The sequence below is a fragment of the Kitasatospora sp. NPDC023176 genome (genome assembly GCF_055560495.1).
Map to the genome: position 1 here is coordinate 35,534 of NZ_JBVHIP010000020.1, position 26,559 is coordinate 62,092.

Genomic DNA, 26,559 nt, shown 5'->3' on the forward strand with positions numbered 1-26,559 from the left:
TCGCTCGGCAGCCGATGACCGGGACGCGCACCTTCCGCCGATTCGCTCGCTGCGCTCGCTCATGCACCCCAGGCTAGCAGTCGGGATTGACCGGGACAGATTTCTGACCCGGTATGAAAATCAGGAGCTGAGCGAGTCCAGGATCCTGCGGACCGACTCCACCACCGGAGCCCCCGCCCGGACCAGCGAGGCCACCCCCGAGATGTTGCGCAGCGCCCGCCGCAGGGCGGACGGCGAGGCCTCGGCGCCGTCGCCGATGGCCTCCAGTGACTCGTCCAGCACCTCGCGGTCCTCGGCCGGCACCTGGTCGCGCAACTGCCGCACGGCGGTGACGAGTTCGCGCAGCGCGGCCTGTGGGTCGACCGGGCCCTGGTTCTTGACGATGCCGATGTTGTGGTTGCCGTGCTGGGTGACGGAGTCGCCGAAGTGGAAGGAGTTGCTCACAGTCCGACCCGCTTTCCGGTGTTGTGGTCGCCGTACTGGGTGATCTTGTCGCCGACGTGGAGGTTCTCGACCTGGAACGCGAACTCCGCCTGGGGGTTGTCGATCGCCTCCATGATCATCTGGATCAGGTTGGTGATCTGCCACTCGTTGTGGCTCACCACGGCGGTGGTCGCGGCGTTCGAGGTCTCGATGACCAGCTTGTACAGCGCCTTCAACCGCAGCCGGGTGACCAGCCGGTAGAGGAGGAACAGGAAGCCGATCAGCAGCAGCACGGCCGGGAGGGCCGCCTGGATCTTGTCCGCCGCGTTGTGGGTGACCGCACTCAGGAAGGAGACGGCGAACAGCAGCCCGACCACCTGCCGGACGAACCTGATGATCGTCCGCGAGCGCTTGGGCGGCCACCACACCAACTGCCGTGCCCGGGCGATGTGCTGCAGCGGGTACGCGTCCCCGCCGATCCACAGCACCCGCCGGCTCACCCTGACGTCGATCACGTTCCGTGCCAAGTCCGCTCCCCCTGCCGCTCGTGCGGGGAGAACCATAGCAATGGTCGCGGACAGGGGGACGGGTGCCGGTGGATCAGTCGGGCCGTCACGCTGCCGAGCGCCGGGCGGTCACCTCGATCTCGATCCGCATCCGCGGGTCGGCCAGCCCGCACACCTGCATCGTCGCGGCCGGCCGGACGTCGCCGAAGCAGCGCCGCAGCACCGGCCAGCAGGGCTCGAAGTCCGCGCGCTCGGGCAGCAGGTAGCGCACCCGCACCACGTCGGCGAAGCCGCTGCCGGCCTCGGTCAGCGCGGCCCCGATGTTGCGCAGGCACTGCTCGGCCTGCTCCACCACGTCCGCGGAGATGGTCATGGTGGCGTAGTCGAACCCGGTCGTCCCGGACACGTGCACCCAGTCGCCGTCCACCACGGCGCGGGCGTAGCCGATCTGCTCCTCGAAGGTGGAACCGCTGAGGACGGCGCGTCGCCGGGTCGTGTTCGTCATGCGCCGAACGCTAGGTGGCCTGCGGGGATACGTCCAATACCCGTACCGCGCCGATCTGATATCCCTACGCCTATGGAGCGCCCCGAACTCCCCCTGCCGCAGCTGCACGCCTTCACCGTGCTCGCCGAGGAACTGCACTTCGGCCGGGCCGCCGCCCGCCTCGGCATCGCCCAGCCGCCGCTGAGCCAGCAGATCCGCCGGCTGGAGGAGAAGGTCGGCCACCCGCTGTTCCGGCGTGAGCCCGGCGGCGCCACCCTGACCCCGGCCGGGCACGAGCTGCTGCCCGCCGCCCGCCGGGCCCTGGCCGACCTCGCGGACGGGCTGGCCGCCGCCCGGGCGGTCGGCGGCGGCGAGGCGGGCCGGCTGCGGATCGGGTTCTCCGCCTCGCTCGCCCTGACCGTGCTGCCCGGCCTGCTGCGCACCTTCCGGGAGCGGCACCCCGGGGTGCGGCTGGACGTACGGGAGATGACCAGCGCGCCGCAGCTCGCCGCCCTGCGCGACCGCGGCATCGACGTCGGCCTGCTGCGCGAGCCGCCCGCGGACGCGCCGGAGCTGCGGTTCCGGACGGTGCTCAGCGAGCCGTTCGTCGCCGTGCTCCCGGCGAACCACCCGCTGGCCGCCCAACGGTCCGTCCGGCTCAGGCAGTTGGCGGACGAGCCGTTCGTGCTGCTGCCCCGGGAGGAGGGGCCGCAGCTGTACGACCAGCTCACCGGCCTGTGCGCCGGGGCGGGCTTCACCCCGCGGATCGGGCAGCAGGCGGTGGAGTGGCAGACGGTGTGCGCCCTGGTCGGGGCCGGCCTCGGCGTCTCGCTGGCCCCGGCGAGCATCCGGCGGATCCGGCTACGCGGCGTCGCCTTCCGCCGGATCGACCCCGGCACCGCCCGCACCCGCGCCGCCGTCGCCTGGCGGGCCGACGACCGCAGCCCGCTGGTGGACCACCTGCTCGCCATCACCGGGCAGGGCAAGACTTAGCCGCTGCGGTCGGCGAGCACCTCGCGGACGACGTGGCGGGCGTGGGAGGTCAGGGCCGGGTCGGTGTGGCGGTAGTACGGGATCGTCACCAGGGCGATGGAGAAGGCCCAGGCGCGGCCGCGGGCCCACATCGCGTCGTCGGCGCGCAGGGCGGCGCGGAAGGCGGGGCGGGCGGCGGCGGGCAGCAGGTTCCAGGCGGGCATCAGGTCGGCGGTGGGGTCGCCGACGCCCATCAGGGCGAAGTCGATGACGGCGGCGAGCCGGCCGGATCCGTTCACCAGCAGATTGCCGGGGGTGAGGTCGCCGTGCATCCAGACCGGTGGGCCGGCGTGGTCGGGGAGGCGGAGTGCCTTGTCCCACAGGGCGGTTGCGGCCGCGGTGTCGATCGTGCCGGCCAGCTGGGCGATCGCCGCGCGGGTGGAGCCGTCCCGGGAGGCGAGCGGCACGCTGCGGTGGCCGGCCGGGGCGCCGGCCGGGTCGGCGGCGCGCAGGGCGTTGACGAAGCCGGCCAGGTCGCGGGCGAGCGCCTCGGGCGCGGCGAGCACGCCGACCGCCGGATTGACGCCGTCGAGCCAGCGCAGCACCGACCACTCCCACGGGTAGCCCGCGGCGGGGCGGCCGACGGCCAGTGGGGCAGGGACGGGCCGTGGCAAGCGCGGTGCCAGCCGGGGCAGCCACTGGTGCTCGCGGCGGACGTCCCCGGCGGCCCACTCCACCCGGGGCAGCCGGACGGCGAGTTCGGGCCCGAGCCGGAACATCGCGTTGTCCGTCCCGGCGGACCCGACCGGGGTGACCGGCAGGCCCACCCACTGCGGGAACTGGGCGGAGATCAACCGCCGTACCAGGGCCGCGTCGACGACCGGTCCATCGGGGTGCATCCGGGCGGCAGCGCACATGCCCGGCAGCGTACAGCGCAGATCGCCGGGGATCAGCCGGATTGGCGAACTGCGCACATCCTTGCGACCGGCCGGGGCGCCCGGAGCTCGGCCGAGGGCGATCCGCACCCCGACGGCGCCACCCCCGGCCGTACCGCAGCACGTTCCCGACGTTCCCGGCCGGCGCCACCGCGCACAGCGGCCCGTACGCGCGACGCGGCCCGGCGGTAGGCGACGGTAGACGGGGGAGGCGGAGGTGCGCCCCGGGTCGAGCGCGGTGCAGGCTTCGAAGTCTCCACGGTGTCCGTGCCCGTCAGCCCGGGAAGCCGCAACTGGGCCCCGCTCAAACCCGATTGGCGCCGGGGCCGATCCGCGCCACGCCCGCTGCCCCGGGTGCGGCCGGGAGCCGTCACCGGTACCTGCCAGAATGCAGGGCGTACGGCGAAAGCACTGAAGGAGAAGGTGACCGGCTTCGTGACCACGCCAGTCGAACAGGTGGCCCGGCAGGCCCAGCAGGCGATCGAGCGCAAGATCGCCGAGGAACTGGGCGTCCGCGAGGGGCAGGTGAAGGCGGCCGTCGACTTGCTCGACGGCGGCTCGACCGTGCCGTTCGTGGCCCGCTACCGCAAGGAGGTCACCGGCTCGCTGGACGACGCCCAGCTGCGCACCCTGGAGGAGCGGCTGCGCTACCTGCGGGAGTTGGAGGAGCGCCGGGCGGCCGTCCTGGAGTCGATCGAGTCCCAGGGCAAGCTGGACGACGCGCTGCGCGCCCAGGTGCTGGCCGCCGACTCCAAGGCGCGGCTGGAGGACATCTACCTGCCGTTCAAGCCGAAGCGGCGGACCAAGGCGCAGATCGCCCGCGAGGCCGGGCTGGAGCCGCTGGCCGACACCCTGCTCGCCGACCCGGAGCAGGACCCGGCCACCCTGGCCGCGCAGTACCTGAACGAGTCGGTGGCGGACGGTGCGGCCGCGCTGGAGGGGGCCAGGGCGATCCTGGTCGAGCGCTTCGGCGAGGACGCCGACCTGGTCGGCTCGCTGCGCGAGCGGATGTGGACCCGCGGCCGGGTGGTCGCGACGGTGCGGGACGGCAAGGAGGCCGACGGCGCCAAGTTCGCCGACTACTTCGACTTCGCCGAGCCCTTCACCAAGCTCCCCTCGCACCGCATCCTGGCGATGCTGCGCGGCGAGAAGGAGGAGGTGCTGGACCTCGAACTCTCCCCCTACGACGGCGACTCCGAGGGCGACCTGCCCGGCGAGAACGACTACGAGCAGCGCATCGCGGCCCGCTTCGGCATCGCCGACCGCGGCCGCCCGGCCGACAAATGGCTCGGCGACACGGTCCGTTGGGCCTGGCGCACCCGGATCCTGGTGCGGCTCGGCATCGACCTGCGCAGCCGGCTGCGCGCCGAGGCCGAGGAGGAGGCGGTGCGGGTCTTCGCCGCCAACCTGCGCGACCTGCTGCTCGCCGCCCCGGCCGGCACCCGCGCCACCATGGGCCTGGACCCGGGCTTCCGCACCGGGGTGAAGGTCGCCGTGGTGGACGCCACCGGCAAGGTCGTCGCGTACGAGACCATCTACCCGCACCAGCCCGCCAACAAGTGGGACGCGGCGCTGAACACCCTGGCCGCGCTGGCGAAGAAGCACGACGTCGACCTGGTGGCGATCGGCAACGGCACCGCCTCCCGGGAGACCGACAAGCTCGCCGAGGACCTGCTCAAGCGCCACCCCGAGCTGAAGCTCACCAAGGCGATGGTCAGCGAGGCCGGCGCCTCCGTCTACTCGGCCTCCGCGTTCGCCTCCCAGGAGCTGCCGGACCTGGACGTGTCGATCCGCGGCGCGGTGTCGATCGCCCGCCGCCTCCAGGACCCGCTGGCCGAACTGGTCAAGATCGACCCCAAGTCGATCGGCGTCGGCCAGTACCAGCACGACCTGAGCGAGGTGAAGCTCTCCCGCTCGCTGGACGCCGTGGTCGAGGACTGCGTCAACGCCGTCGGCGTCGACGTCAACACCGCCTCGGCGCCGCTGCTCACCCGGGTCTCCGGCATCACCACCACGCTGGCCGACAACATCGTGGCGCACCGCGACGCCAACGGCCCGTTCCGCACCCGCAAGCAGCTCAAGGACGTCTCCCGGCTCGGCCCCAAGGCCTTCGAGCAGTGCGCGGGCTTCCTGCGCATCCCCGGCGGCGACGACCCGCTGGACGCCTCCAGCGTGCACCCCGAGGCCTACCCGGTGGTGCGCCGCATCCTGGCCTCCACCGGCGGGGAGCTGCGGGAGCTGATCGGCAACGGCGAGCGGCTGCGGGCGCTGCGCCCGGCCGACTTCGCCGACGACACCTTCGGCGTGCCGACCGTCACCGACATCCTCGGCGAGCTGGACAAGCCCGGCCGTGACCCGCGCCCGGCCTTCCGCACCGCGACCTTCAAGGAGGGCGTCGACAAGATCGGCGACCTGGAGGTCGGCATGGTGCTGGAGGGCGTGGTGACCAATGTGGCCGCCTTCGGCGCCTTCGTCGACGTGGGCGTCCACCAGGACGGGCTGGTGCACGTCTCGGCGCTGTCCCGGAACTTCGTCAAGGACCCGCGCGAGGTGGTCAAGCCCGGCGACATCGTCAAGGTCCGGGTGCTCACGGTGGACGTGCCGCGCAAGCGGATCGGGCTGACCCTGCGGTTGGACGACGAGGTCGGCGGCGGCCGGGAGCGGGGCGGTGACCGGGGTGACCGGGGCGAGCGGCAGGCCCGCCCGCCGCGCCAGGAGCGGCGCAGCGGTGACCGGGGCGGCCCGGGCGGCCAGGGCGGTGACCGGGGCGGCCAGAGTGGCCGGGGCGGCCAGGACCGGCGCGGCGGTGGCTCCGGCGGCAACGCCCCGCTGGCGAACAGTGCCATGGCGGACGCGCTGCGCCGGGCCGGCCTGACCGGTGGCGGCGACGGCGGCTCCAAGGAGCGGCGCTCCGGACGGCGCTGAGCCCCCTGCCCGCGACGACGGGGCCGGCGGACGTGTGACGCGTCCGCCGGCCCCGTCGTCGTGCTGCCCGGATAGGAGGCCCGGAGCCGGAGGCTCGGAGCAGGAGGCCCGGAGCTGAAGGCCCGGAGCAGGAGGGTCAGGTCAGGAGCTTGTCCTTGGCCTTCTGGTACTCCTCGTCGGAGATGGCGCCCCGGTCCTTCAGGTCCGCCAGTCTGGCCAGGTCCTCGACGTGGCCGTGGCCGCCGCCCGCGCCGCCGCCACCGCCCCCTTCCGCCGGTGTCGCGGCGGCGTCCCGGATGTACGCCCGGACCGCCGCGTCGGCCTGCTGGGCCTGTTCGACGTCCCGCATCCCCATGCTCTGGCCGCGGGCGATCAGGTACACCAGGATGCCGATCAGCGGCAGGAAGATCACCAGGACCAGCCAGCCGGCCTTGCCCCAGCCACTCAGGTCATGGCTGCGGAAGATGTCGGAGATGATCTTGAACAACAGGAAGAACCAGAGGATCCACAGGAACAGCTCCAACATCGTCCAGAAGATGTTGAGCACCGGGTAGTCCACTGCCAGTGAAGCAGCCAAGGCGTTGGTGTCCATGAAATGAGTCATATCACCGCAAAACGGACAATGGCGCCCGATGCTCCGCCATTCCAGTGATCTTCCGCCTCAGCGGGAATATCGCGCGGGGAGGCTCTGCCTGGCAGGCCCCGTCCGGCAGCCCCGTCCGTCAGCCCCGCCGGTCAGCCCCGACCGGCCCGGCGCCGCAGCTCCACGGCCAGCCCGATCAGCTCGCCCCACCAGGCGTCGTGCCCGGTGAGCAGCAGCCGCTGCGCCTCGGCGACCGGGACGGCCCGGACCTCGACCACCTGCTCGCCGTCCGCCGGGTTGGTCGGCGTGGAGTCCAGTTCGACCTCGCCCCAGCCCCACAGCCAGGCCTTGTCCGGGTGCGGCTGCCACGGCCGGTACGGCACCGGGTCCTCGGTGTGGCAGCGGTGCGCGCCGAGCCAGCCCGGCTCGCCGAGCAGCCGGGCGCCGGCCTCCTCGCGCAGCTCACGGGCCAGGCAGTCGGTGACCGACTCGTCCTGCTCCCGGGTGCCGCCGGGCAGGAACCAGTGGTTGCGGTCGTCCCGGCAGAGCACCACGCCGCCGTCCGCGAACCCGACCAGGTGGATGTTGGTGACCAGCTCGTCCGGCGGCAGCACGGTGGAGAACAGCGCGTCGTAGCGGCCCCACTTCCAGTACTGCGGCGCGTGCAACGCCGGGAACAGGGCGGCGAGTTCGGCGTGCTCGTCGTCGGCGGCTCTGCCGGAGGCGTCGGTGCGGTCCGTGGTGTCGGTCATCATGACTCCTTCGTGGATGCCCCGGCTCCAGCCGGGGGCGGGGTCGGCCGGCTTGCCGCCGGGTGGGACCGGCGGTCCGGCGGGCAACCACCTGTGACTTTTCGCAACCTGACGACGTATCTTGTCAACTATGGTGACCGCCCAGGTGAAGCGGGCTTACAAGTTCCGCTTCTATCCGACCGAAGCGCAGGCGGCTGAGCTGTCGCGCACGTTCGGGTGCGTGCGGAAGGTCTACAACATGGCGCTGCAGGCCCGCTCCGAGGCGTGGTCGCTTCGGGGTGAGCGGATCAACTACAACGCCACGTCGGCGATGCTGACGGCATGGAAGAAGGCCGCGGAACTGTCCTACCTGTCCGAGGTTTCGTCCGTGCCGCTGCAGCAGGCGCTCCGTCATCTCCAAGTGGCTTTTGCGAACTTCTTCGCGAAGCGGGCGAGGTATCCGCGATTCAAGTCGAAGAAGAGGTCCCGCGACAGCGCCGAGTACACCACGTCCGCGTTCCGGTTCCGGGACGGACGGCTCACCTTGGCGAAGATGGTCGAGCCGTTGGCGATCGTGTGGTCCCGGCCGCTGCCCGCGGGGCAGTCGCCGTCCACGGTGACCGTGAGCCGGGACGCCGCAGGTCGGTGGTTCGTCTCGATGCTGTGCGACGACCCCGGCGTCAAGTCCCTGCCGGAAATCGACACGGCTGTGGGGATCGACGCCGGAATCACCAGCCTGGTGACGCTCTCCACGGGGGAGAAGGTCGCGAACCCCCGGCATGAACGCCGTGACAGGGAACTGCTCGTCAGAGCTCAGCGGGATCTCGCCCGCAAGGCCAGGGGATCGGCCAACCGGGAGAAGGCCCGGCACAAGGTTGCCCGCGTTCATACGCGGATCGCCGACCGGCGCAGGGACTTCCTCCACAAGCTCACCACTCGACTCGTCCGTGAAAACCAAACGGTCGTGATCGAGGACCTGACCGTCCGCAACATGCTCAAGAACAAGACGCTGGCCCGTGCGATCAGTGACGCGAGCTGGACCGAGCTGCGGACCATGCTGGAGTACAAGGCCCAGTGGTACGGCCGTGACCTGGTAACCATCGACCGGTGGTTCCCCAGCTCAAAGCTGTGCTCGGCCTGCGGAAGGATCCGCGACAGGATGCCGCTCAACGTCCGCGTGTGGGAGTGCGACTGCGGGGCAGTCCATGACCGGGACGTGAACGCGGCACGCAACATTCTGGCCGCCGGGCTGGCGGTTGCAGCCTGTGGAGACGGTGTAAGACCTCAACGGAGCACTCCGGGCGGGCAGTCGTCGATGAAGCAGGAAGTCGTCCCACCGCAGCGTTCACGCGCAGCGGCTCAGCCGCGAGGCTGAGGGGGGACTCCCCCGCCCTTCGGGGAGGGAGAGGAAGTCAATCGGTGATCGTAGTGCCGGCCGGGAAACGGCGGGGGACGCCCTGATGGACGAGGGCGATGTCGGAGGTGGAGATGGCGCGCGGCCGCCGGCGCGTCGGTTCGACCGGGGCGTCGACCCAACTACCCAGGGAGATCTCGGCGGTGATGCCCGGTCCGAATCCGGCGATCAGCCCGGTGGTGCCTTCCGGCACCTCGCCGTCGGCGAACAGCCGGGCGAGGGCGTCGAAGACGACGGCGCTGGCGATGTTGCCGCGTTCGGTGAGCGTGGCCCGGCTGTAGCGGAACGTCGATGGCTCCAGGTTGAGGTAGTGGCTGAGGTCGTCCAGGATGCGCGGGCCGCCGGCGTGCACGATGTAGAAGCCGAGCCCGGAGACGTCCCAGCCGTGCTGCCCGGCCAGGGTGCGCAGCGCGGGGGCGAGCATCTCCATGGTGCCGGGCACCCGCTTGTCCAGCTGGAAGTGGAAGCCGGTGTCCCTCACCCCGTACGAGATCCAGCCCTCGGTGTCCGGGACGAGGTGCGAGCCGTTGCGCTCGACGTGCACTCCGCTGCCGCCGTGGCCGCGCATCACCACGGCGGCGATCGCGTCCCCGAACAGGCCGTTGGAGAGCAGCGAGCCGACGCCGAGGTCGCTCGGCTGGTAGCAGAGCGAGCAGAACTCGCAGGCGACGATGAGCACGTTGGCGCCCGGATAGGCGCGGCAGAAGTCGTGGGCGCGGTTGACGGCCGCGCCGCCGGCGGCGCAGCCGAGCTGGGCGATCGGCACCTGGCGGGTGTCGGAGCGGAAGCCCATGGTGTTGATCAGCCAGGCGGTCATGGACGGCATCATGAAGCCGGTGCAGGACACGTAGATGATCAGGTCGATGTTCTGGGCGCCCAACTCAGCGTGGCCGAGGGCGCGTTCGACCACCTCGGGGACGCGGAGCTTGGCCTCCCGCTCGTACACCTGGTTGCGGTGGGTGAAGCCGGGGTGGGTGAGGGTCTGCTCGATCGGCTGGACCAGGTGCCTGGTCCGCACCCCGGTGTTCTCGATGAGCCGCAGGGCCAGGCCGAGTTGGGGGTGGCCGGCGTGCAGGGTGCGGGCCAGGTCGAGGGTCTCGTCGAGGGTGATGACGTGCTCGGGTACGGCGATGGCGGGGCGGCAGAGTGTGGCCATGAGGGGGTCTCCTGGGGGACGGTGGGTTACCAGGCGACCGGCAGGGTGCGCGGGAAGCGCCAGATCGAGCCGGAGTTCCAGTCGAGTTCGGCCGGGTCGACGGCCAGCCGCAGTGCGGGGAAGCGCCGCAGCAGGGTGCCGACGGCGACCTGCAGCTCCATCAGGGCGAGGTGCGAGCCGAGGCAGCGGTGCTGGCCGTGGCCGAAGGTCATGTTGACGGGCCCGGCGGTGCGGTCGAGGTCCAGCTCGTCGGGGCGCTCGTACACCGAGGCGTCCCGGTTGGCGGTGAGGTAGGAGACGTGCACGGCCTCGCCGGCCCGGATCAGCACCCCGCCCAGTTCGACGTCCTCGGTGGCGACCCGGGCGATGCCCACGCCCTGGCGGAACGGGATGAAGCGCAGCAGTTCCTCCAGGGCGCGCGGCAGGGTGTCCGGCTGGGCGCGCAGCTTGGCGAGCTGCTCGGGGTGGGTGAGCAGGGTGTAGGCGATGTTGCTGAGCTGGTAGGTGCTGGTGTCGTGGCCGGTGACCAGCAGGACCATCGCCATGACGGCGAGTTCGTCGGCGTCCAGCAGGTCCTCGCCGTCGCGGGCGGTGGCGAGCGCGCTGATCAGGTCCTCGCCGGGGGTAGCGCGGCGTTCGGCGGTGAGTGCGGCGAAGTAGGCGCGCAGGCCGGCCTTGGCGGCCTCCTGGCCCTCGCGGCTGCCGGGGCCCATCCGCATCATCGCGACGGCCCAGCCGCGCAGCCGGTCGCGGTCCTGCTCGGGGATCTCCAGCAGTTCGCAGATGGTGGTGAGCGGCAGCCGGTTGGAGAGGAAGTGCGCGAGGTCGGCGGGGGCGCCGTGTTCCTCCATCTCGTCGAAGTAGCCGTCGACGATGCCCTGGGTGCGGGCGCGCATCCGCTCGACCTGGCGGTTGGTGAAGCCCTGGGCGACCAGCCGGCGCAGCCGGTTGTGCTCGGGCGGGTCCATCAGGTTGATCGACTCGGCCTGGGCGATCGCGGCGGGTGTCATCCGGGGCAGGTCGCGCCCGATGCCGGCGGCGCGGCTGAACCGGCGGTCGGTGGTGACCGCCTTGACGTCCTCGTAGCGGGTGGCCAGCCAGGCCTCGCCCTCGCCGTGCGGCAGTCGGATCCTGGCGATCGGGGCCTCGGTGAGCAGCCGCTTGAGGAGGGGGTCGAATTCCAGGCCGTCGGTGTGGTGGAAGGGGCAGTCCCACACGGGGGGGCTGGTGGTCACGGGCCTGTCCAATGGTGTTCGTCGTGCGGGGTGGTGCCGCAGGTGCTGGGGCCCGGACGGTTGTCGGTGGTTCGGGCGCGGACACGCAGATGTTCCCCCATGGACTGGCAAAGATGTGAATCCCCGGAGCTGTTCCCCCTAATGAGTGAGATAGCTGATGGTCATGCGAATCATCTTTTCCGATAAGGAAGTTGACGGTCAGTCGTTCGCGCCCGGTGCGACCAGTCCGGTCTCGTAGGCGAGCACCACCGCCTGGGCCCGGTCGCGCAGGTTCAACTTGGAGAAGATCCGGGCCACATGGGTCTTCACGGTCGACTCGCTGAGGGTCAGTTCGACCGCCAACTCGGTGTTGGACAGCCCGCGTCCGAGCAGTCCGAGCACCTCCGCCTCGCGCGGGGTGAGCGGGGCGAGGTCGCGGTGCAGCCGTGGCGCGTCGGCGCCGCGCGCGGCGGGGTGCGGGGCGCCGGCCGCGAAGCGCTCGACCAGCCGGCGGGTGATCGACGGGGCGAGCAGGGCGTCGCCGGTGTCCACCAGCCGTACCGCGGCGGCGAGATGGGCCGAGGTGACGTCCTTGAGCAGGAAGCCGCTGGCACCGGCGGACAGCGCCGAGTAGACGTAGTGGTCCAGGTCGAAGGTGGTCAGCATGATCACCCGGCAGCCGGGCACCGTGGCCAGGATCCGGCGGGCGGCCTCCAGGCCGTCCATGGTGGGCATCCGGATGTCCAGCAGGGCCACGTCGGGCCGGTGCCGGGTGGCGGCGGCCACCGCCTCGGCGCCGTCGGTGGCCTCGGCGACCACGTCGATGCCGCGCGCGGTGAGGATCATCCGGAAGCCGGTGCGGACCAGCTCCTGGTCGTCGGCGATCACCACCCGGGGACGGCGCTCCGGCGGAGCGTCGGGGGCGTTCACGGCCGGTCCAGCGGGATGCGGGCGCGGACGCGGTAGCCGCCGCCGATCCGGCGCCGGGCGTCGAGGTCCCCGCCGTACACCGCGACCCGCTCGCGCAGGCCGAGCAGCCCTCGCCCGGCGCCGTCCGCCTGCCTGGGCGCAGCGCTGTCCGCTTGCCTGGGCGCGGGTGCGGGCGTCCCGGCGAGCACGCTCGGGCCGCTGTTCAGCACCTCCACCCGCAGGTAGTGGTCCGCGTAGCGCACCGTCACCGTCGCCGTCACCCCGTCCCCGTGTTTGAGCGCGTTGGTCAGCGCCTCCTGGATGATCCGGTAGGCCGTCACGTCGATGCCGCCGGGCAGCGGCCGCGGCTCGCCGGAGATCCGCACCTCCGCCGGCAGCCCGGCGAAGGCGAACCGGTCGATCAGCGGGCCCAGCCGGCTCAGGCTGGGCTGCGGCGTGAAGTCGTTCCGCTCCGGCTCCTCACTGCCGTCGGCCGCCGGGGCGAGCAGCCCCAGCAGGTGCCGCAGTTCGGTCATGGTGTCGCGGCCGGCCGCCTCGACCGCGCCCATCGCGGCCGCCGCCTCCTCCGGCATGGTGGCCAGCACCTCGCGGGCGGCCCCGGCCTGCACCACCATCAGGCTCACGTTGTGGCTCACGATGTCGTGCAACTCGGCGGCGATCCGCGCCCGTTCGGCGTCCACGGCGGCGCTCGCGGCGCTCTCCCGCTCCCGTTCCAGCAGCCAGCCGCGCTCGCCGATGGCGGCCCGGTACAGCCGGCGTGCCCGTACCAGCGCGATGCCCAGCCAGCCGGCGCCCGCGCAGGCGGCGCCCGCCACCGCGAGCGCGATCACCTCAGTCCCCGTTCCCCACACGGAACCCAGCCTCCCAGGTCGGCCCTTGATCCACATCATCCGGGGGTGCCGCCGCCGTACATCCCCGGTACTACGGCCACCTGCGGTTACACCCGGGGTGGGACGTCGGGCCCGGGCCGCCGCGCCTACCGTCGTCGACCATGAGCAACGACCACGACGGGACCACCCGGCCCGACGACGCGCCGTACGTCGTCGAGCTGTCCGGGGTGCACAAGGAGTTCGGCGACGCCAAGGCGCTCGACGGCGTCGACCTGCGGATCCGTGCAGGTGAGGCGGTCGCCGTGATGGGCCCCTCGGGGTGCGGCAAGTCCACCCTGCTGAACATGGTGGCCGGGCTGGACCGGCCCAGCTCCGGCACCGTACGGGTGCAGGGGCAGGACCTCGGCGGGCTGAACGAGAACGGCCTGGCCCTCTTCCGCCGCCGCCACATCGGCATGATCTTCCAGTTCTTCAACCTGATCGACGACCTCCCGGCCCTCGACAACGTCGCCCTGGCCGCCCAGCTGACCGGCACCAGCGCCCGCCAGGCCCGTCGCCGGGCCCTGGAGCTGCTGGACGAACTCGGCGTCGCGCACCGCAAGGACGTCTACCCGGCCACCCTCAGCGGCGGCGAGCGCCAGCGGGTCGCGGTGGCCCGCGCCCTGATGAACCGTCCGGCGCTGCTGCTCGCCGACGAGCCGACCGGCGCGCTGGACAGCCGCTCGGGCGAGCAGGTGATGGACCTGCTGATCGACCTCAACCAGATCGGGCAGACCCTGCTGATCGTCACCCACGACCCCAACCTGGCCACCCGCTGCGCCAGCCGGCTGGTCGAGGTCGAGGACGGCAAGGTGGCGCGCGAGCGGATGCTGGAGAGCCAGTCGTGAGCGAGCGAAGCGAGCGAACCGTCAAGAGGTGCGTGTTGCGCGAAGCGCCTGCCGAGCGCAGCGAGGTGGGCGCAAGTGAGCGAAGCGAGCGAACCGTCCAGAGGTGCGCGTTGCGCGAAGCGCCCGCCGAGCGCGGCGAGGTGGGCGCAAGTGAGCGAAGCGAGCGAACCGTCCAGAGGTGCGCGTTGCGCGAAGCGCCCGCCGAGCGCGGCGAGGTGGGCGCATGAACGGTGCTGTCTGGAGGGCCTCGCGGGCCGCGGTGAAGCGCCGCCGGGTGCAGACCTTCGTGATCGGCCTGGTGGTGTTCTGCTCCACCGCGACCGTGCTGCTCGCCCTCGCGGTGATCAGCGCCGCCCGGGCCCCCTTCGACGACGCCTTCGAGGCCGAGCGCGGTGCGCACGTCAGCGCCGTCTTCGACCCGGCCAAGGCCTCGGCGGAGCAACTGGCCGCCACCGCCCACCGACCGGGCGTCGAGGCGGCCGCCGGGCCCTTCGACCAGGCCGTGGTGACCATCCCCGCCGACTGGGTCGGCCGCCCGCCGGGCCCGCTGACCCTGGTCGGGCGGCCCGACCCGGCGGCCGCGCCGGTGGACCGGGTGGACCTGCTGGCGGGCCGCTGGGCCACCGCGCCCGGCGAGGTGGTCATCGACACCCCCGGGGGCGGCAGCGAAAGGTTCATCGGCACGTCGATCACCACCAGCACCGGGCTCAAGCTCACCATCGTCGGCTTCGCGACCGACATGAGCCAGTCCGCCGGCGGCTGGGTCACGCCCGAGCAGGCGGCCGCCCTGCACCCCACCGGCCGGCAGATGCTCTACCGCTTCACCGACGCGGCCACCGCCCGGCAGCTCACCTCCTCGCTCGACAACGCCACCGAGGGCCTGCCCAAGGACGCCGTCGCCAGCGGCCAGTCCTACCTGGTGCTCAAGCAGGCCTTCTCGGCGGGCGCCGACGCCTACCTGCCGCTGATGACGGTCTTCGGCGTGCTCGGCCTGATCGTCGCTGCGCTGATCGTCGGCAACGTGGTGAGCGGCGCGGTGGTCTCCGGCTACCGGCACATCGGGGTGCTGAAGTCGATCGGCTTCACCCCGCGCCAGGTGGTCACGGTCTACCTGACGATGGTCTCGGTGCCCGCCGTCGTCGGCACCGTCCTCGGCACGGCGGCCGGCTGGGCGGCCGCGTACCCGATCCTGCGGACCGCGTTCACCGGGATCGCCACCGGCACCGCCGTGATCGAGCCGGCCGGCTGGCTGCCCGTCGCCACCCTGGTCAGCGTTCCGCTGCTGGTCGCCCTCGCCGCGCTGGTGCCCGCCTCGAAGGCCCGCCGGCTGTCCGCCGCCGAGGCCATCTCGGCCGGCAGCGCCCCGCGCACCGGCCGCGGGTTGAAGGTCCAGCGCCGGCTGAGCGGCACCCGGCTGCCGCGCGCCGTCAGCCTCGGCCTCGGCCAGCCCTTCGCCCGCCCGGCCCGCACCGCGCTGACCATGGCGGCGATCGTGCTCGGCGTGGTCACCGTGACGGTGACCACCGGGGTGACCGGCACCCTGGCCAAGTCCATGACCGCGCCCGACACGTACACCCACATCGACGTGCTGACCAGCTCCTTCTCCGAGAACAAGATCGCGCCCCGGCTGACCCAGGAGCAGACCGAGGCGATGCTGCACGCCACCCCCGGCGCCGACCAGGTCTCCGTCCGCGGTTTGGTCCGGGTCGGCATCGCGGGCCAGCCCCAGCTGGTCTTCGCCGACTTCTACGGCGGCGACGCCATGGTCGACCACCGGCGGCTCAACGTGGTCGAGGGGCGACCGGCGACCGGAGTGGGCGAGGCCGAGGCCGGTCCGGGCTTCCTCGACCAGCACGGGCTCAAGCTCGGCGACCGGATCACCCTGCTCCTGGACGACCGGCAGACCACCGTCACCATCGTCGGCATGGAGGTCCAGGGCAACCCCAACGCGATCACCTCCAACGACGCGACCCGGGCCCTGCTCACCCCTGACCGGCACGTGGTCGAGTACGACGTACGGCTCGCCGCCGGCACCGACGCCAGGGCCTACCAGGACGCGGTCTCGGCCGCCGACCCGAGCCTGTCGACCTCGGTGGTCACGGCGGGCTCGACAGGGCCGGTCGTCGCGATCAAGACCTTCAGCACGGTCTTCACCGTCCTGCTGTCGGTGGTCGCCGCGCTCGGCGTCTTCAACACCCTGCTGCTCACCATCCGCGAGCGCCGCCGCGACCTCGGCATGCTGAAGTCGATCGGGATGACGCCCCGGCAGGTCGTCGCGATGACCGTCACCTCGGTGGCCTGGCAGGGTGTGGCCAGCGGGATCATCGGCATCCCGGTCGGGATCCTGGTGCACCGGCTGATCGTCGAGAACGTCCGGACCATCCACTTCACGGACTCGATGATCGACGTCTGGGGCGCCCCGCTGCTGGCCGGCCTCGCCCTGGCGGGCGTCGCGATCGCGGTCGTCGGCGCGCTCGTCCCGGCCCGCTCGGCGGCCCGGCTGCCGATCGCCGAGGTGCTGCACAACGAGTGAGCCCGCGGGGCACACGGACGGCCGGGCGGGGAACCGCCCGGCCGTCCGTCGCGTCCCAACTCCCGCCGACATCGGGGGAGAAGGGGTGAGGCGGGTGGCCGTCAGCCGTACGGGCCCGGGCTTCAAAGCGGCCGTCACGCTCGGCGGGGTGGTGCTGTTCCGGCTCGGGCAGAGCCTGCCGCTGCCCGGCGTCGACCCGGCCGTGCTGCGGCGGGTCGCGGACCGCACCCTGCCGGGCGACCAACTGCGCGGCCTGGCCGACCTGGTGACCGGCGGCGGGCTGTACCGGCTGGCGCTGCTCCCGTTCGGCGTCCTGGTGGTCTTCCTCGCCCGCCCGCTGGTGCAGGCCCTCACCCGGCTGCACCCCCGGCTCGCCGCGCTGCGCCGCGAAGGGCCGGCCGGCCGCGCCGGGATGCGGCGGCTCGAAGCCTGGACCACGCTCGCCCTCGGCCTGCTCGGCGGGCTGGCGCTCGGACTGGCCGCCGACGCCGGCCGGCTGCTGCCCGGCCCGGCCGCGGGGGACGGCGTGCTGCGGTGGCACGGCGCGCCCGCCGTCGCCGTGATCACCGGCTGCGTCGCGGTGAGCGCGCCGGCGGTGCTGTGGCTCGCCCGGTGGATGAGCCGGTACGGGCTCGGCGACGGGGTCTCGGTGCTGCTGCTGGCCCAGGTCCTCGCCGTGCTGCCGGGCCAACTGTGGGCGGTGGAGCGGGAGTCCGGGCCGGGCGGCTACGCGCTGGTGCTGGCGGCGGCGCTGTTCGGCCTGGTGGCGACGACCGCGCTGGTGACCGCCGGGCGCCAGGGCGCGCGGCGCGTCCCGGTGCAGTACGCGCGGCGCATGATCGGGGTTCGGCGGTCGGGGGGCGGCGAGACCCGCTACCTCCCGTTGGTGCTCAGCCACCGGGGGTTCGTCCCGGCGGTGGCGGCCGCCCTGCTGCTCGCCCCCTTCCCGCTGCCCCGGCCGCTGTACCTGGTGCTGCTGTTCACGCTCGCCGCCGTCGGCGCCTGGCTGGCCGTACTGGCCGGGCGGTCGGTGCTCGCCGAGGCCGAGGTGATGAAGCGCGAGGGGGCGTTCATCCCCGGGATCCGTTCCGGCCGGCCGACCGTCGCCTACCTGGCCTACGTGCGCGGGCGGCTCGCCGTCGCGGAGGTGCCCGGCACCGGACTGGTCGCCGTGCTGCCCACGCTCGCCCTGGCCGCCGTCGGCGCGGCGGACGGGTACGGCTTCAGCGGCGCGAGCCTGCTGGTGGCGGCCGGTGCGGCGCTCGGCGCGGTCGGTCCGCTGATGCGGGACATCCAGTCGGCGCGCTGGGGCCGCGCCGCTAGGCCGGGCGCGTGAGGTGCCCTCAGTGGTGAGCGTAGGAGCGCCTATCATCGCGCCATGGCCACCGCTGAGCTGATCCGCATCGTGTCCCGCTCCTCGCCCATGGCGCTCGCCCAGGTCGACCGGGTCCGCGCCGAACTCGCCGCGCTGCACCCGGGGCTGCGGACCGAGGTGGTGCCGGTCACCACCTCGGGCGACCGCTGGACCGGAGACCTCGCCGACCTCGGCGGCAAGGGCGCGTTCACCAAGGAGGTCGACGCGGCGCTGCTCGCCGGGGAGGCCGACGTCGCCGTGCACTGCCTCAAGGACGTGCCCGCCGACCGCCCGCTGCCCGCCGGCACCGTCTTCGCCGCCCACCTGCGCCGGGACGACATCCGCGACGCCCTCGTCCACCCCGGCGGGCTGACGTTGGCCCAACTCCCGCCCGGCACCCGGATCGGCACCTCCTCCGTCCGCCGCACCGCCCAACTCGCCTCCTCCCACCCGCAGCTGGAGTGCGTCCCGATCCGCGGCAACGCCAACAGCCGGCTCGCCAAGCTGGCGGCCGGGGACGTGGACGCGCTGCTGCTCGCCGTCTCCGGCCTGGAGCGGATCGGCGAGCGGGCCCGGATCACCGAGATCCTCGGCGTCGACGAGATGTGCCCGCCGATCGGTGCCGGCATCCTGGTGCTGCAGTGCCGGGAGGACGACGAGGCCACCATCGAGGCGGTGACCGGCCTCGGCCACCACGACACCTGGCGGGAGGCCGCGGCCGAGCGGATGTTCCTGCACGTGCTGCAGGGCCACTGCAACAGCCCGATCTCCGGCTTCGCCAGGGCCGAGGCGGACGGCCGGCTCTCGCTGCGCGGCCGGGTCTTCACCCCGGACGGCAAGCGGGTGCTGGACGCCCACGAGTGGGCGGGTGTGCTCAGCCCGGAGGACCTCGGCACCTCGGTCGCGCTGGCGCTCAAGCGGCAGGGGGCGCAGGAGCTGATCGCCTCGATCCCGCACTGAGGTTCGGGCACGGGGTGATCTCTTTTCCTCCGCGAACTGTTCCGCCGCGCCTCCAGCTGAGATGATTCCGGCCACGGGGGAAGGCAGTTGACGTCTCGTCAAGCGACGTCGACGAGTGGAACGGTCACGCCGGGGGTGGACGTGGAGGCGCTGAGACCCACCGATCCGACGACGGTCGGCGGCCGCTACCGGCTGCTCGCCCGGCTCGGCAGCGGCGGGATGGGGGTCGTCTACCTGGGGCGCTCGCCCGGCGGGCGCCTGGTCGCGGTCAAGTGCGTGCACTGGGACCTCGCCACCGACCCGAGCTTCCGGCTCCGCTTCACCCAGGAGTTGGAGGCCGCCCGGCGGGTCGGCGGCTTCCACACCGCCCAGGTGGTCGACGCCGACCCGGACGGCGACCCGCCCTGGCTGGTCACCGCCTACATCCCCGGGCCCTCCCTGGAGGCGGCCGTCGCCACCCACGGCCCGCTGCCCGAACCGGTCCTGCGGGTGCTCGGCGCCGGCCTGGCCGAGGCCCTGGAGGCGATCCACGCCGTCGGACTCGTCCACCGCGACCTCAAGCCCTCCAACGTCCTGCTCGCCGACGACGGGCCACGGGTCATCGACTTCGGCATCGCCCGCGCCCTCGACGGCGCCTCGATCACCCGCACCCAGACCGTCATCGGCACCCCCGGCTACATGGCCCCCGAACAGATCGCCGGCGAGCCGCTGACCCCCGCCTGCGACCTCTACAGCCTCGGCCGGGTGCTCTGCCACGCGGCCGGCAGCGACCCGTACGGGGGCGGCGGCAACCCGCAGGTGCTGCTCTACCGGATCATGCACACCGAGCCGGACCTCGCCGACGTGCCCGAGGCGCTGCGCCCGCTGGTCGCCGCCTGCCTGGCCCGCCGCCCGGAGGACCGGCCCACCCCCGCCGAACTGGTGGAGCGGCTCGGGCCGCCCGGGTACGACGGGCCGACCGGCTCCTGGCTGCCGGAGCCACTGCGGGTGAAGCCCGCGGTGCCGGAGGCGCCGCTGGTGGCACCGGTCACGGGGGCCTTCGGGCCGCCCGCTCCGCTGCCGGCGGTGCCGGTGGTGCGGGCGGCGCAGCCCACCAGGGTGCCGACCATGCTCAGCGGGGACCCGTACGCGGTCGCCGGCTGGGCGCCGACCGAGTCGGCCCAGGCCGCCCGGAGCCGTCGGGTCCGGCGGCTGTGGGTGCTGGTGCCGAGCCTGCTGGCGCTGGTCGCGGCGGCGGTGCTGGTGCCGATGTACCTGACCCGCGACAAGGGCAGGACCGGGCTGGACAACGGCGGCTTCGTGGCCGCCAAGGACGACGGCAGCCCGCCGGACTGCGTGACCGGCGGGACGACGTTCAAGGGCGTCGGCGGCACCCCCGAGGCCGCCTACCCCACCGAGGGCCCGCCGCTGACCGTCCCCAGCGGCACCGCGCACCCGCCCGGCCTGGTCGCCCCGGGAGACAAGGACTCCCTGACGCTGGGCCAGTCACTGGAACTCCGCTGGGTCAAGACCGGCTCGACGACCAAGGTCTTCACCAAGCGCGCTGACCAGCCCTGGCAGGAATCCGGCTGGCTCACCACCGCCGAATGCACCTTCAGGCCCACCGAGGCCGGGCTCTACCGCTGGGCCGTGGTCGGCGCCAACACCTCCGCCGACAGCATCGGCAGCGGCTGGAGCGCCCTGCGCTACCTGAACGTGCGGACGGCCCAGAACCAGAGCCCGAACCCGGTCCAGTCCGCGCCCTCGGCCCCGCTCCCGGTCTTCCCGAAGGACCAGCAGGTGGTCCGGGCGGGCCAGCCGGTCGAGCTCAGCTGGGCGACCTCCGGCACCAGCTCCGAGGTGAGCGTCCTGGCCCCGGGCGACAAGGACTGGGAGTCCCTGCCCTGGCAGACCGGGCGGAGCCTGACGTACACGCCGAAGACGCCCGGCATCTACATCTGGATGGTCTCCAGCTCGGGGCCCGGGAACTGCACCGGCGGGCCGACCACCAACGGGGTCTGCGTCAGCGCGGGGAGCGAGCAACGGTACCTGATCGTGCAGTAGCGCGGACCGGACCGCGGGTGCTCAGGAACGCTTGAGGAACCGGAGGTAGAACGCCGTGAACACCAGGACGATCCCGACGTTCACCGCCAGTCGCCCCCAGAAGTGCTGCCGGAACCACAGGATGTCCACGCCGACCACGACGGCCACCATCGCGAGCACGTAGACCACGGCGATCGTCTTGCCTGCCATGCCTCCTTTGTACTCCGCTGTACTCCGCGTGGGTGCACTCCGTTGTACTCCTCTGCTCTGTACTCCTCGCCGTGCACTGCGTGCGGGTCGCCCGGGAAGTGGCCGCGGGGAGAACCGGGCGGGTGTTCGGGGCGTCCGTTGAGGCGTGATCAGTGGGGTGCTCGGCGGGATGCCGAACTTCTGGCCCGGGCTGCTGCTCTCCCTCGTGCCGGCGGCGCTGCTGAACCGGCCGGTGGGGCGGCTGCTGCGGGCCCACTGGGTGGTGGGCTTCCTGCTGCTGCTCGGGCTCGGCGGGGTGGTGGTGGCGACGCTGCTGCCGGAGGCGTTCCAGCTGTCGAGGGACGCCGTACGGCACTGCACGGTGGCGGGTGCCCGGCCGCGCTCGCCGTACGAGCTGCTGCACGTGCGGCACATCGAGCTCAAGCTGGCCACCTACGCACCGGTGGGCTTCGCGGCCGCCCTGGCCGGGACCCGGCGGCGGGCGGCGGTGGCGCTGCTGGGCACGGCCGTGCTGCCGTTCGCGGTGTCGACGCTGCAGTACGCGGTGCCGGTGATCGGGCGGGCCTGCGATGTGCAGGACGTCTGGGACGGCGTGCAGGGCGTCGTGCTGGGGGCGGCGGTGGGCCTGGTGGTCGGGCCGGCGGTACGGGCTCTGCGTTCCCGCGCGGCGGTCTGACCCAGGTGGTCGGAACGCCCTGGGGCCCAGGCCTTGTCAGACACGTCTCAGCGGTCGAGCAGTGGGAACAGCCGGGCCACGGCGGCGACCGGACGGGCCCCGGCGGGCCGGGCACCCGGGTCGGTGTCCCGGTCGCGGTAGCGGGCGAGCAACTGCCGTACGGCGGCGCCGACGGCGGTCAGTTCCTCGGGGGTGAGGTGGACGACGGTGCTGAACGCCTCGTCCTGCTGCCACGCGGCCGGGGCCTCGGCGCGCCTGGCGAGCCAGCGCTGGTAGCTCTCGTCCTCCAGGCCCCGCGCCAGTTCGCCGAACCCGTCGTTCGGTGCGGCCGGTCGCTCCCGGGGCAGACGCCACGGCCGGGCCCGCCCGTCGACAGCCGGGGCCTCCTCGATCAGGCCGTACCGGGCGAGTTGGCGCAGGTGGAAGGAGCAGAGCCCGGAACTGTGGCCGAGTCGGGCGGCGGCCTCGGTGGAGGTGAGGGTGCCGCGTTCGGCGAGCAGCTCCAGCAGTGCGGTGCGGACGGCGTGTTCGGGGAGGGCACCGGATCTGACGAGGTCTTCGGTCTCTTCGGTCTCTTCGGTCACTTTGCAAAGTCTGCTACTTTGCAAAGTCGACAGCAAGTCCATCGAAGGGGGACCACCCGTGTCCGAGCTGCGCGAGCGTCCGGCCGTCCTGCGGATCACCGAGGTGGGGGAGGAGATCCTCCGCCGCACCTGCCGCCCGGCGACCGAGGAGGACTTCGGCAGCGAGCGACTGGCCCGGCTCATCGACGACATGTTCGCCACCATGTACGTCGCCGACGGCTGCGGCCTCGCCGCCAACCAGGTGGACGTGGACCTGCGGCTGTTCGTCTACGACTGCACCGACGAGGACGGCGTCCGGCACGTCGGGCACGTGCTCAACCCGGTGGTCGAGGAGCAGGAGCCCGGCCGCCGGCTGGCCGAGGACGCCGAGGGCTGCCTGTCCGTACCCGGCGCCAACACCCAACTCGTCCGCCCCGCGCGCGCGGTGGTGCACGGTGTCGACCAGTACGGCGAGCCGGTCACCATCGAGGGCGCCGGCTACTTCGCCCGCTGCCTCCAGCACGAGACCGACCACCTGAACGGCGGGCTCTACCTCGACCGGCTCTCGGCCCGCGACCGCAAGCGGATGATGAAGCAGACCGCCGACCGCCGGGAGAAGGTGTTCGCCGAGCGCGCCGCCAAGGCCGCGAAGCTCGGCTAGGTGCGTGCCCCAACGCCGCCCCGCAGGAAGGGGTTTGAAGACGGTCCCGGGGGGTGACGCGGTGACCGAGCCCGCTGAACTCGCCGCCGTCCGTGAGTCCTACGACACCGTCGCCGCCGACTACCTGCGCCTCGTCGTCCCGCCCGAGGGCATGGACCCGGTCTCGCGCGCGATGCTCGCCGCCTTCGCGGAGCTGGTCCGGGAGTCGGGCGGCGGCGAGGTCGCCGACCTCGGCTGCGGACCGGGGCGGGTGACGGCGTACCTGGACGGGCTGGGCCTGTCGGCCTTCGGCGGCCGGGCCGTCGTCCCGCCGCCCGGGACCGCCGTGACCCGGGGTGCTCTCCGGGGTGCACCCTGAGGGAAGATCAGGGACCGTCGGGGCGCCGGCCCTGATGATCGGGGCGCGGCTGGTCGGCAGACTCGTCATCGGGCCGGACGTCTCCGGTCCGATGACGACCAGTCTGGAGCCGCAGCGCCGTGAACGCCTCTACCCACCGCACCCGTTGGGCCGTTGTCGCCGCCGCCGGCGCCCTGGCGGTCGCGCTGACGGCCGGCGCGGGCACGCCCGCCCTCGCCGCGACGCCCGTGTCCGCTGGGACGCCGACGTCCGTGGCGGCGACCGTGGCGGCGACAACGGCCGCGCCGCAGCCGCTGGACCGGGCGGCCGTCCGGGCCGCGCTCGCCAAGCGGCCGGCCGCCGACGTCTCCGCCGCCTTCGTCCGGATCACCGGCTCCAGCGGGCGGTTCGAGGGCAGTTCGGCCGAGGACGGCATGGCGGTGGACCCGCACGGCAGGTTCCGGATCGGGTCGGTCTCGAAGGTCTTCACCACCACCGTCGTCCTCCAGCTCGCCGCCGAGGGCCGGATCGACCTGGACGGCACCGTACGGCAGTACCTGCCGGACTTCCCCTACGAGGGGGTCACGGTCGGCCAGCTGCTGAACCACACCAGCGGACTGCCCAACGGCTCCAACGCGCCCTGGGGCGACGGCACCACCACCTGGTTCGAGGCCCACCGCCTCGACTCGTTCACCCCCGAGCAGGTCATCGCCACCATGCAGGGTGCCCCGCTGGGCTTCCAGCCTGGCACCGAGCAGCAGTACAACGGCATGAACACCTTCGTCGCCGGGCTGATCGTCGAGAAAGTCACCGGCCGCAGCTTCGCCGACGAGCTGCGCGATCGGATCATCCGACCGCTCGGCCTGCATGACACCGCCCTCCCGGACGGCGACGACCCCGAGCTGCGGCACCCCGCCACCCACCCCTACCTGACCGTCCCCGACGCCGACGGCGGCACCCACCGCGCGGACGTGACCGAGCAGAGCCCCTGGCCCTGGGCCGAGGGCGGCATGATCTCCAGCGCCGCCGACCTGGACCGCTTCATGACCGCGCTGTTCCGCGGTCGCCTGCTCCCCGCCGTCGAGCAGGAGAAGCTGTTCACCGTCCCCGACGTGCCCGTCGCCGCCCACGGCGGCCACTGCCCGGACGGCAAGGCGTGCATGAGCATGGGCCTGGAGCGCCTGGAGTCCCACGGCATCACGGCCTGGGGCAAGACCGGCTCCCGCCCCGGCTCCACCAGCGGCGTCTTCGCCACCCGCGACCTCTCCCGCAAGGTCGTGTACTCCGTCGATCCGACCGCCCTGAACGGTGACGAGATGCCGTACGTCCTCGGGCTGGTGGCCGCCTCCTTCGGTCTGAGCTCGGTGGTCTGACGCGTCCTCGACGTCAAGTCGGACCGGGGCGGAGCCGGGGCCGCGTCTCCTCCTCCCTTGCGGCGAGCCGCAGTTGGCTCTCGCGGGGGAGGGGGTCGGGCCGCGGGGTGGAGGCGGCGGCGGGGTGGGTCCGCGACGGTGGACGCATGCTGATGAACATCCCGGTCGGTGACACCGAACGCCCCGTCCCCGCGTGGGCCCTGCGCCTAGCCAAAGCCCTGCCGCTCGTCCTCCTGCCGCACTGCCTGTGGCGGCTTCCGTTCGCCTTCGGCTTCGAGATGGGCACGGTCGAGTCGAGCCGCCCGCCCCTCACCTGGTGGGCCACCCCGTACGTGTTCGGGCTGAGCCTGGTCACCGAGGCTCTGGCGCTGCTCACCCTGGGGCTGGTCAGCGGCTGGGGCGAGGTGTTCCCCCGCTGGGTGCCGGTCCTGCGGGGCCGCCGGGTGCCGCCGATCGGGCCGCTCCTCGGCACGCTGCTGGGCGGGCTGGTGCTGTTCGGCCTCTTCGGGCTCCAGCCGCTCGCCTGGATCGGGGTCCTGGACGAGGTCGGCTTCAGCAGCGGGTGGTGGGAGGCGCTGGCCCGGGCCTGCATCGGCCCGGCGATGCTCTGGGGACCGATCACCATCGTCCTCGGTATCGCGTACTACCGCCGTCGTACGGCTTGAACCGCCTGTACCGCCTGTACCGCCTGAACCGCCTGAACCGCCTGTACCGCTTGAACTGCCTGAACCGCACCGGACGCGGGAAGTCGGACCGGCCGACTTCCCACGCCGCCGGCTGCTCAGTGGGTCCGGTAGTACTCGCCGACGGCCGCGAAGGCCTCCTTCGGCTCCCAGGGCAGGCCGGGACGGTCCTCGTACACCTTGACCAGGCCGTAGCTGGCGAGGTCGAGGTCCTCGCGTGGGTCGCCGTCGGGGCGGTGGACGAAGTCGTACAGGGCGAAGGTGAAGACGAATGAGGCGTCGATGCCGCCGGCGTCGAAGGCCTCCAGCAGCTCGCGCAGGTACCCGGCCTGGCCGGGCTCGTCGCGTTCGTAGCGGCCGTTGAGGCGCACCGGGCCCTCGGCGTCGTACTCGACGACCTCCAGGCCGAGGGCGCCCCGGTCGCCCGCGCCGCGGTAGGTGGCGGAGCCGAACTCGGTGACGGCGACCGGCTTGCCCTGGGCGGTCAGCTCGCGGACGCCGTCGGCGAAGCGCTCGGCGGTCGAGGCATCCCGGTACAGGTCGAGGGAGACCAGGTCGAAGGGCGTCCAGTCGACCCGCTCCAGCGGGACGGCGGCATAGCTGACCGGCCCGGTGAAGTGCGCGCGGACGGTGGCCACGGCCGTACGGAGGAAGGCGTTGACCTTGGTGCTGACCGCGCCGAGGTGCTCGCGCACCGCCTCCGGCCGGGCGAGCAGCGCGACCCGCTCGTCCGTGCTGTCACCGGGCAGGAAGCCCGGGTTCATCAGGCTCAGCTCGGCGCCGGCGAGGAACACCACCTCGGCCCCGTTCCGCCGCAGCCGTTCCGCGCGCTCGGCGCAGTCGGCGAACAGCTCCAGGATCGCCTCCTCGTCCAGCTCCAGAGGGTACGGTGAGTACCAGATTTCCAAGCCCAGCTCGGCGGCGTACCCGGCGGCGAGCTCGATCCGGTCCGGGTCGCCGCCCATGATCCGGACGGCGGTGCAGTGCAGTTCGTCCCGAATGATGCGCAACTCCCGTTTGACGAGCTCCGGGTCGAACCGCTTGCGGGAGCAGGCCCCGTCCCTGACGAAGCCGGTGTCGTAACTGATTCCCTTGGCGCGCATGGCCCCTGCCTTCGATGGCGGATCGGAACTTTACGGTACTGGCAGTACCGTAGTTGCCGTGGCCGCAGGATGGCAAGAAGGATGGGGCGGCACA

25 protein-coding genes and 1 pseudogene are annotated in these 26,559 nt (G+C 73.0%); 13 read left to right on the plus strand and 13 right to left on the minus strand.

The window, feature by feature from the left end; all coding sequences use genetic code 11:
• Positions 1 to 120: 120 nt before the first annotated feature.
• The 3 genes from ACZ3YL_RS25110 to ACZ3YL_RS25120 all read right to left on the minus strand — a co-directional run bounded on the left by ACZ3YL_RS25110 (position 121) and on the right by ACZ3YL_RS25120 (position 1,434).
• Positions 121 to 444, minus strand: a complete 324-nt coding sequence (locus tag ACZ3YL_RS25110; RefSeq protein ID WP_188307546.1) for a hypothetical protein — start codon at positions 442 to 444, stop codon at positions 121 to 123.
• Complete coding sequence (locus ACZ3YL_RS25115) at positions 441 to 950, minus strand: DUF6232 family protein (RefSeq protein ID WP_188307545.1); 510 nt, start codon at positions 948 to 950, stop codon at positions 441 to 443. Before ACZ3YL_RS25115 ends, ACZ3YL_RS25110 begins: the two co-directional genes overlap by 4 nt.
• 85 nt (positions 951 to 1,035) lie before the next feature.
• On the minus strand, positions 1,036 to 1,434 hold the full coding sequence (locus tag ACZ3YL_RS25120) for a RidA family protein (RefSeq protein WP_188307544.1): 399 nt from the start codon (positions 1,432 to 1,434) through the stop codon (positions 1,036 to 1,038).
• A 72-nt stretch (positions 1,435 to 1,506) separates the two neighbouring features.
• On the opposite strand from ACZ3YL_RS25120, the gene ACZ3YL_RS25125 reads away from it, so the two are divergent.
• A complete protein-coding gene (locus ACZ3YL_RS25125) occupies positions 1,507 to 2,406 on the plus strand; it encodes a LysR family transcriptional regulator (protein WP_465659925.1) in 900 nt (299 codons plus the stop codon).
• Here the strand turns inward: ACZ3YL_RS25125 and ACZ3YL_RS25130 are convergent.
• Positions 2,403 to 3,302, minus strand: a complete 900-nt coding sequence (locus ACZ3YL_RS25130; protein ID WP_465659926.1) for an aminoglycoside phosphotransferase family protein — start codon at positions 3,300 to 3,302, stop codon at positions 2,403 to 2,405. The two genes, ACZ3YL_RS25125 and ACZ3YL_RS25130, sit on opposite strands and share 4 nt — an antisense overlap.
• 453 nt (positions 3,303 to 3,755) lie before the next feature.
• Between ACZ3YL_RS25130 and ACZ3YL_RS25135 the strand changes: the two genes are divergently transcribed.
• The gene (locus ACZ3YL_RS25135; protein WP_465659927.1) at positions 3,756 to 6,245 is read left to right on the plus strand and encodes a Tex family protein; all 2,490 of its coding nucleotides are present in this window, start codon (positions 3,756 to 3,758) and stop codon (positions 6,243 to 6,245) included.
• A 136-nt stretch (positions 6,246 to 6,381) separates the two neighbouring features.
• Here the strand turns inward: ACZ3YL_RS25135 and ACZ3YL_RS25140 are convergent, their stop codons facing one another.
• Together ACZ3YL_RS25140 and ACZ3YL_RS25145 are read right to left on the minus strand one after the other, a co-directional pair.
• Positions 6,382 to 6,837 (minus strand): SHOCT domain-containing protein, encoded by a 456-nt coding sequence (locus ACZ3YL_RS25140; RefSeq protein WP_465659928.1) that lies wholly within the window; start codon positions 6,835 to 6,837, stop codon positions 6,382 to 6,384.
• 143 nt (positions 6,838 to 6,980) lie between these two features.
• Complete coding sequence (locus tag ACZ3YL_RS25145) at positions 6,981 to 7,580, minus strand: NUDIX hydrolase (RefSeq protein ID WP_188306167.1); 600 nt, start codon at positions 7,578 to 7,580, stop codon at positions 6,981 to 6,983.
• 130 nt (positions 7,581 to 7,710) lie between these two features.
• Here ACZ3YL_RS25145 and ACZ3YL_RS25150 point away from each other — a divergent pair, with 130 nt between their 5' ends.
• A complete protein-coding gene (locus ACZ3YL_RS25150) occupies positions 7,711 to 8,934 on the plus strand; it encodes an RNA-guided endonuclease InsQ/TnpB family protein (protein WP_465659929.1) in 1,224 nt (407 codons plus the stop codon).
• Between the two features lie 37 nt (positions 8,935 to 8,971).
• On the opposite strand, the gene ACZ3YL_RS25155 is transcribed toward ACZ3YL_RS25150, so the two are convergent.
• The 4 genes from ACZ3YL_RS25155 to ACZ3YL_RS25170 form a co-directional block, all read right to left on the minus strand.
• Positions 8,972 to 10,129: a type III polyketide synthase gene (locus tag ACZ3YL_RS25155; protein WP_188306169.1), complete on the minus strand. Its 1,158-nt coding sequence runs from the start codon at positions 10,127 to 10,129 to the stop codon at positions 8,972 to 8,974.
• A 26-nt stretch (positions 10,130 to 10,155) separates the two neighbouring features.
• The gene (locus tag ACZ3YL_RS25160) at positions 10,156 to 11,364 is read right to left on the minus strand and encodes a cytochrome P450 (RefSeq protein ID WP_465659930.1); all 1,209 of its coding nucleotides are present in this window, start codon (positions 11,362 to 11,364) and stop codon (positions 10,156 to 10,158) included.
• Positions 11,365 to 11,562: 198 nt separating this feature from the next.
• Entirely contained in the window at positions 11,563 to 12,273 is a 711-nt protein-coding gene (locus ACZ3YL_RS25165; RefSeq protein ID WP_465659931.1) for a response regulator, read from the minus strand.
• Positions 12,270 to 13,103 carry a sensor histidine kinase gene (locus tag ACZ3YL_RS25170; RefSeq protein WP_465659932.1) on the minus strand — a complete coding sequence of 278 codons (834 nt, stop codon included), beginning with the start codon at positions 13,101 to 13,103 and terminating at the stop codon, positions 12,270 to 12,272. The genes ACZ3YL_RS25165 and ACZ3YL_RS25170 overlap by 4 nt, the downstream gene beginning before the upstream one ends.
• Before the next feature lie 161 nt (positions 13,104 to 13,264).
• On the opposite strand from ACZ3YL_RS25170, the gene ACZ3YL_RS25175 reads away from it, so the two are divergent.
• The 5 genes from ACZ3YL_RS25175 (at position 13,265) to ACZ3YL_RS25195 (ending at position 20,880) form a co-directional block, all read left to right on the plus strand.
• A complete protein-coding gene (locus ACZ3YL_RS25175; protein ID WP_188306172.1) occupies positions 13,265 to 13,990 on the plus strand; it encodes an ABC transporter ATP-binding protein in 726 nt (241 codons plus the stop codon).
• Positions 13,991 to 14,213: 223 nt separating this feature from the next.
• Complete coding sequence (locus ACZ3YL_RS25180; protein ID WP_465659933.1) at positions 14,214 to 16,523, plus strand: ABC transporter permease; 2,310 nt, start codon at positions 14,214 to 14,216, stop codon at positions 16,521 to 16,523.
• Positions 16,524 to 16,617: 94 nt separating this feature from the next.
• Complete coding sequence (locus ACZ3YL_RS25185; RefSeq protein WP_465659934.1) at positions 16,618 to 17,859, plus strand: hypothetical protein; 1,242 nt, start codon at positions 16,618 to 16,620, stop codon at positions 17,857 to 17,859.
• A gap of 42 nt (positions 17,860 to 17,901) precedes the next feature.
• Positions 17,902 to 18,837, plus strand: a complete 936-nt coding sequence (gene hemC / locus ACZ3YL_RS25190) for a hydroxymethylbilane synthase (RefSeq protein WP_188307024.1) — start codon at positions 17,902 to 17,904, stop codon at positions 18,835 to 18,837.
• Between the two features lie 87 nt (positions 18,838 to 18,924).
• On the plus strand, positions 18,925 to 20,880 hold the full coding sequence (locus ACZ3YL_RS25195) for a serine/threonine-protein kinase (RefSeq protein ID WP_465659935.1): 1,956 nt from the start codon (positions 18,925 to 18,927) through the stop codon (positions 20,878 to 20,880).
• 21 nt (positions 20,881 to 20,901) lie between these two features.
• Here the strand turns inward: ACZ3YL_RS25195 and ACZ3YL_RS25200 are convergent, their stop codons facing one another.
• Positions 20,902 to 21,069, minus strand: coding sequence for a hypothetical protein (locus tag ACZ3YL_RS25200; RefSeq protein ID WP_465659936.1), 168 nt, complete (start codon positions 21,067 to 21,069; stop codon positions 20,902 to 20,904).
• A gap of 145 nt (positions 21,070 to 21,214) precedes the next feature.
• Here ACZ3YL_RS25200 and ACZ3YL_RS25205 point away from each other — a divergent pair, with 145 nt between their 5' ends.
• Complete coding sequence (locus ACZ3YL_RS25205) at positions 21,215 to 21,745, plus strand: hypothetical protein (RefSeq protein WP_188307026.1); 531 nt, start codon at positions 21,215 to 21,217, stop codon at positions 21,743 to 21,745.
• Positions 21,746 to 21,792: 47 nt separating this feature from the next.
• Here ACZ3YL_RS25205 and ACZ3YL_RS25210 read toward each other — a convergent pair whose 3' ends face one another.
• Positions 21,793 to 22,329, minus strand: coding sequence for a helix-turn-helix domain-containing protein (locus ACZ3YL_RS25210; RefSeq protein ID WP_465659937.1), 537 nt, complete (start codon positions 22,327 to 22,329; stop codon positions 21,793 to 21,795).
• A 58-nt stretch (positions 22,330 to 22,387) separates the two neighbouring features.
• Here ACZ3YL_RS25210 and def point away from each other — a divergent pair, with 58 nt between their 5' ends.
• The 4 genes and pseudogenes from def to ACZ3YL_RS25230 all read left to right on the plus strand — a co-directional run bounded on the left by def (position 22,388) and on the right by ACZ3YL_RS25230 (position 25,344).
• On the plus strand, positions 22,388 to 22,969 hold the full coding sequence (gene def, locus ACZ3YL_RS25215) for a peptide deformylase (RefSeq protein ID WP_465659938.1): 582 nt from the start codon (positions 22,388 to 22,390) through the stop codon (positions 22,967 to 22,969).
• A gap of 61 nt (positions 22,970 to 23,030) precedes the next feature.
• Positions 23,031 to 23,261: pseudogene (locus tag ACZ3YL_RS25220) on the plus strand (SAM-dependent methyltransferase); the annotation flags it as partial.
• 185 nt (positions 23,262 to 23,446) lie between these two features.
• The gene (locus ACZ3YL_RS25225; protein ID WP_465659939.1) at positions 23,447 to 24,679 is read left to right on the plus strand and encodes a serine hydrolase domain-containing protein; all 1,233 of its coding nucleotides are present in this window, start codon (positions 23,447 to 23,449) and stop codon (positions 24,677 to 24,679) included.
• 146 nt (positions 24,680 to 24,825) lie between these two features.
• Positions 24,826 to 25,344: a hypothetical protein gene (locus ACZ3YL_RS25230; RefSeq protein ID WP_188309060.1), complete on the plus strand. Its 519-nt coding sequence runs from the start codon at positions 24,826 to 24,828 to the stop codon at positions 25,342 to 25,344.
• A gap of 116 nt (positions 25,345 to 25,460) precedes the next feature.
• On the opposite strand, the gene ACZ3YL_RS25235 is transcribed toward ACZ3YL_RS25230, so the two are convergent.
• Positions 25,461 to 26,465 carry a hypothetical protein gene (locus ACZ3YL_RS25235; protein ID WP_465659940.1) on the minus strand — a complete coding sequence of 335 codons (1,005 nt, stop codon included), beginning with the start codon at positions 26,463 to 26,465 and terminating at the stop codon, positions 25,461 to 25,463.
• Between the last annotated feature and the right edge of the window lie 94 nt (positions 26,466 to 26,559).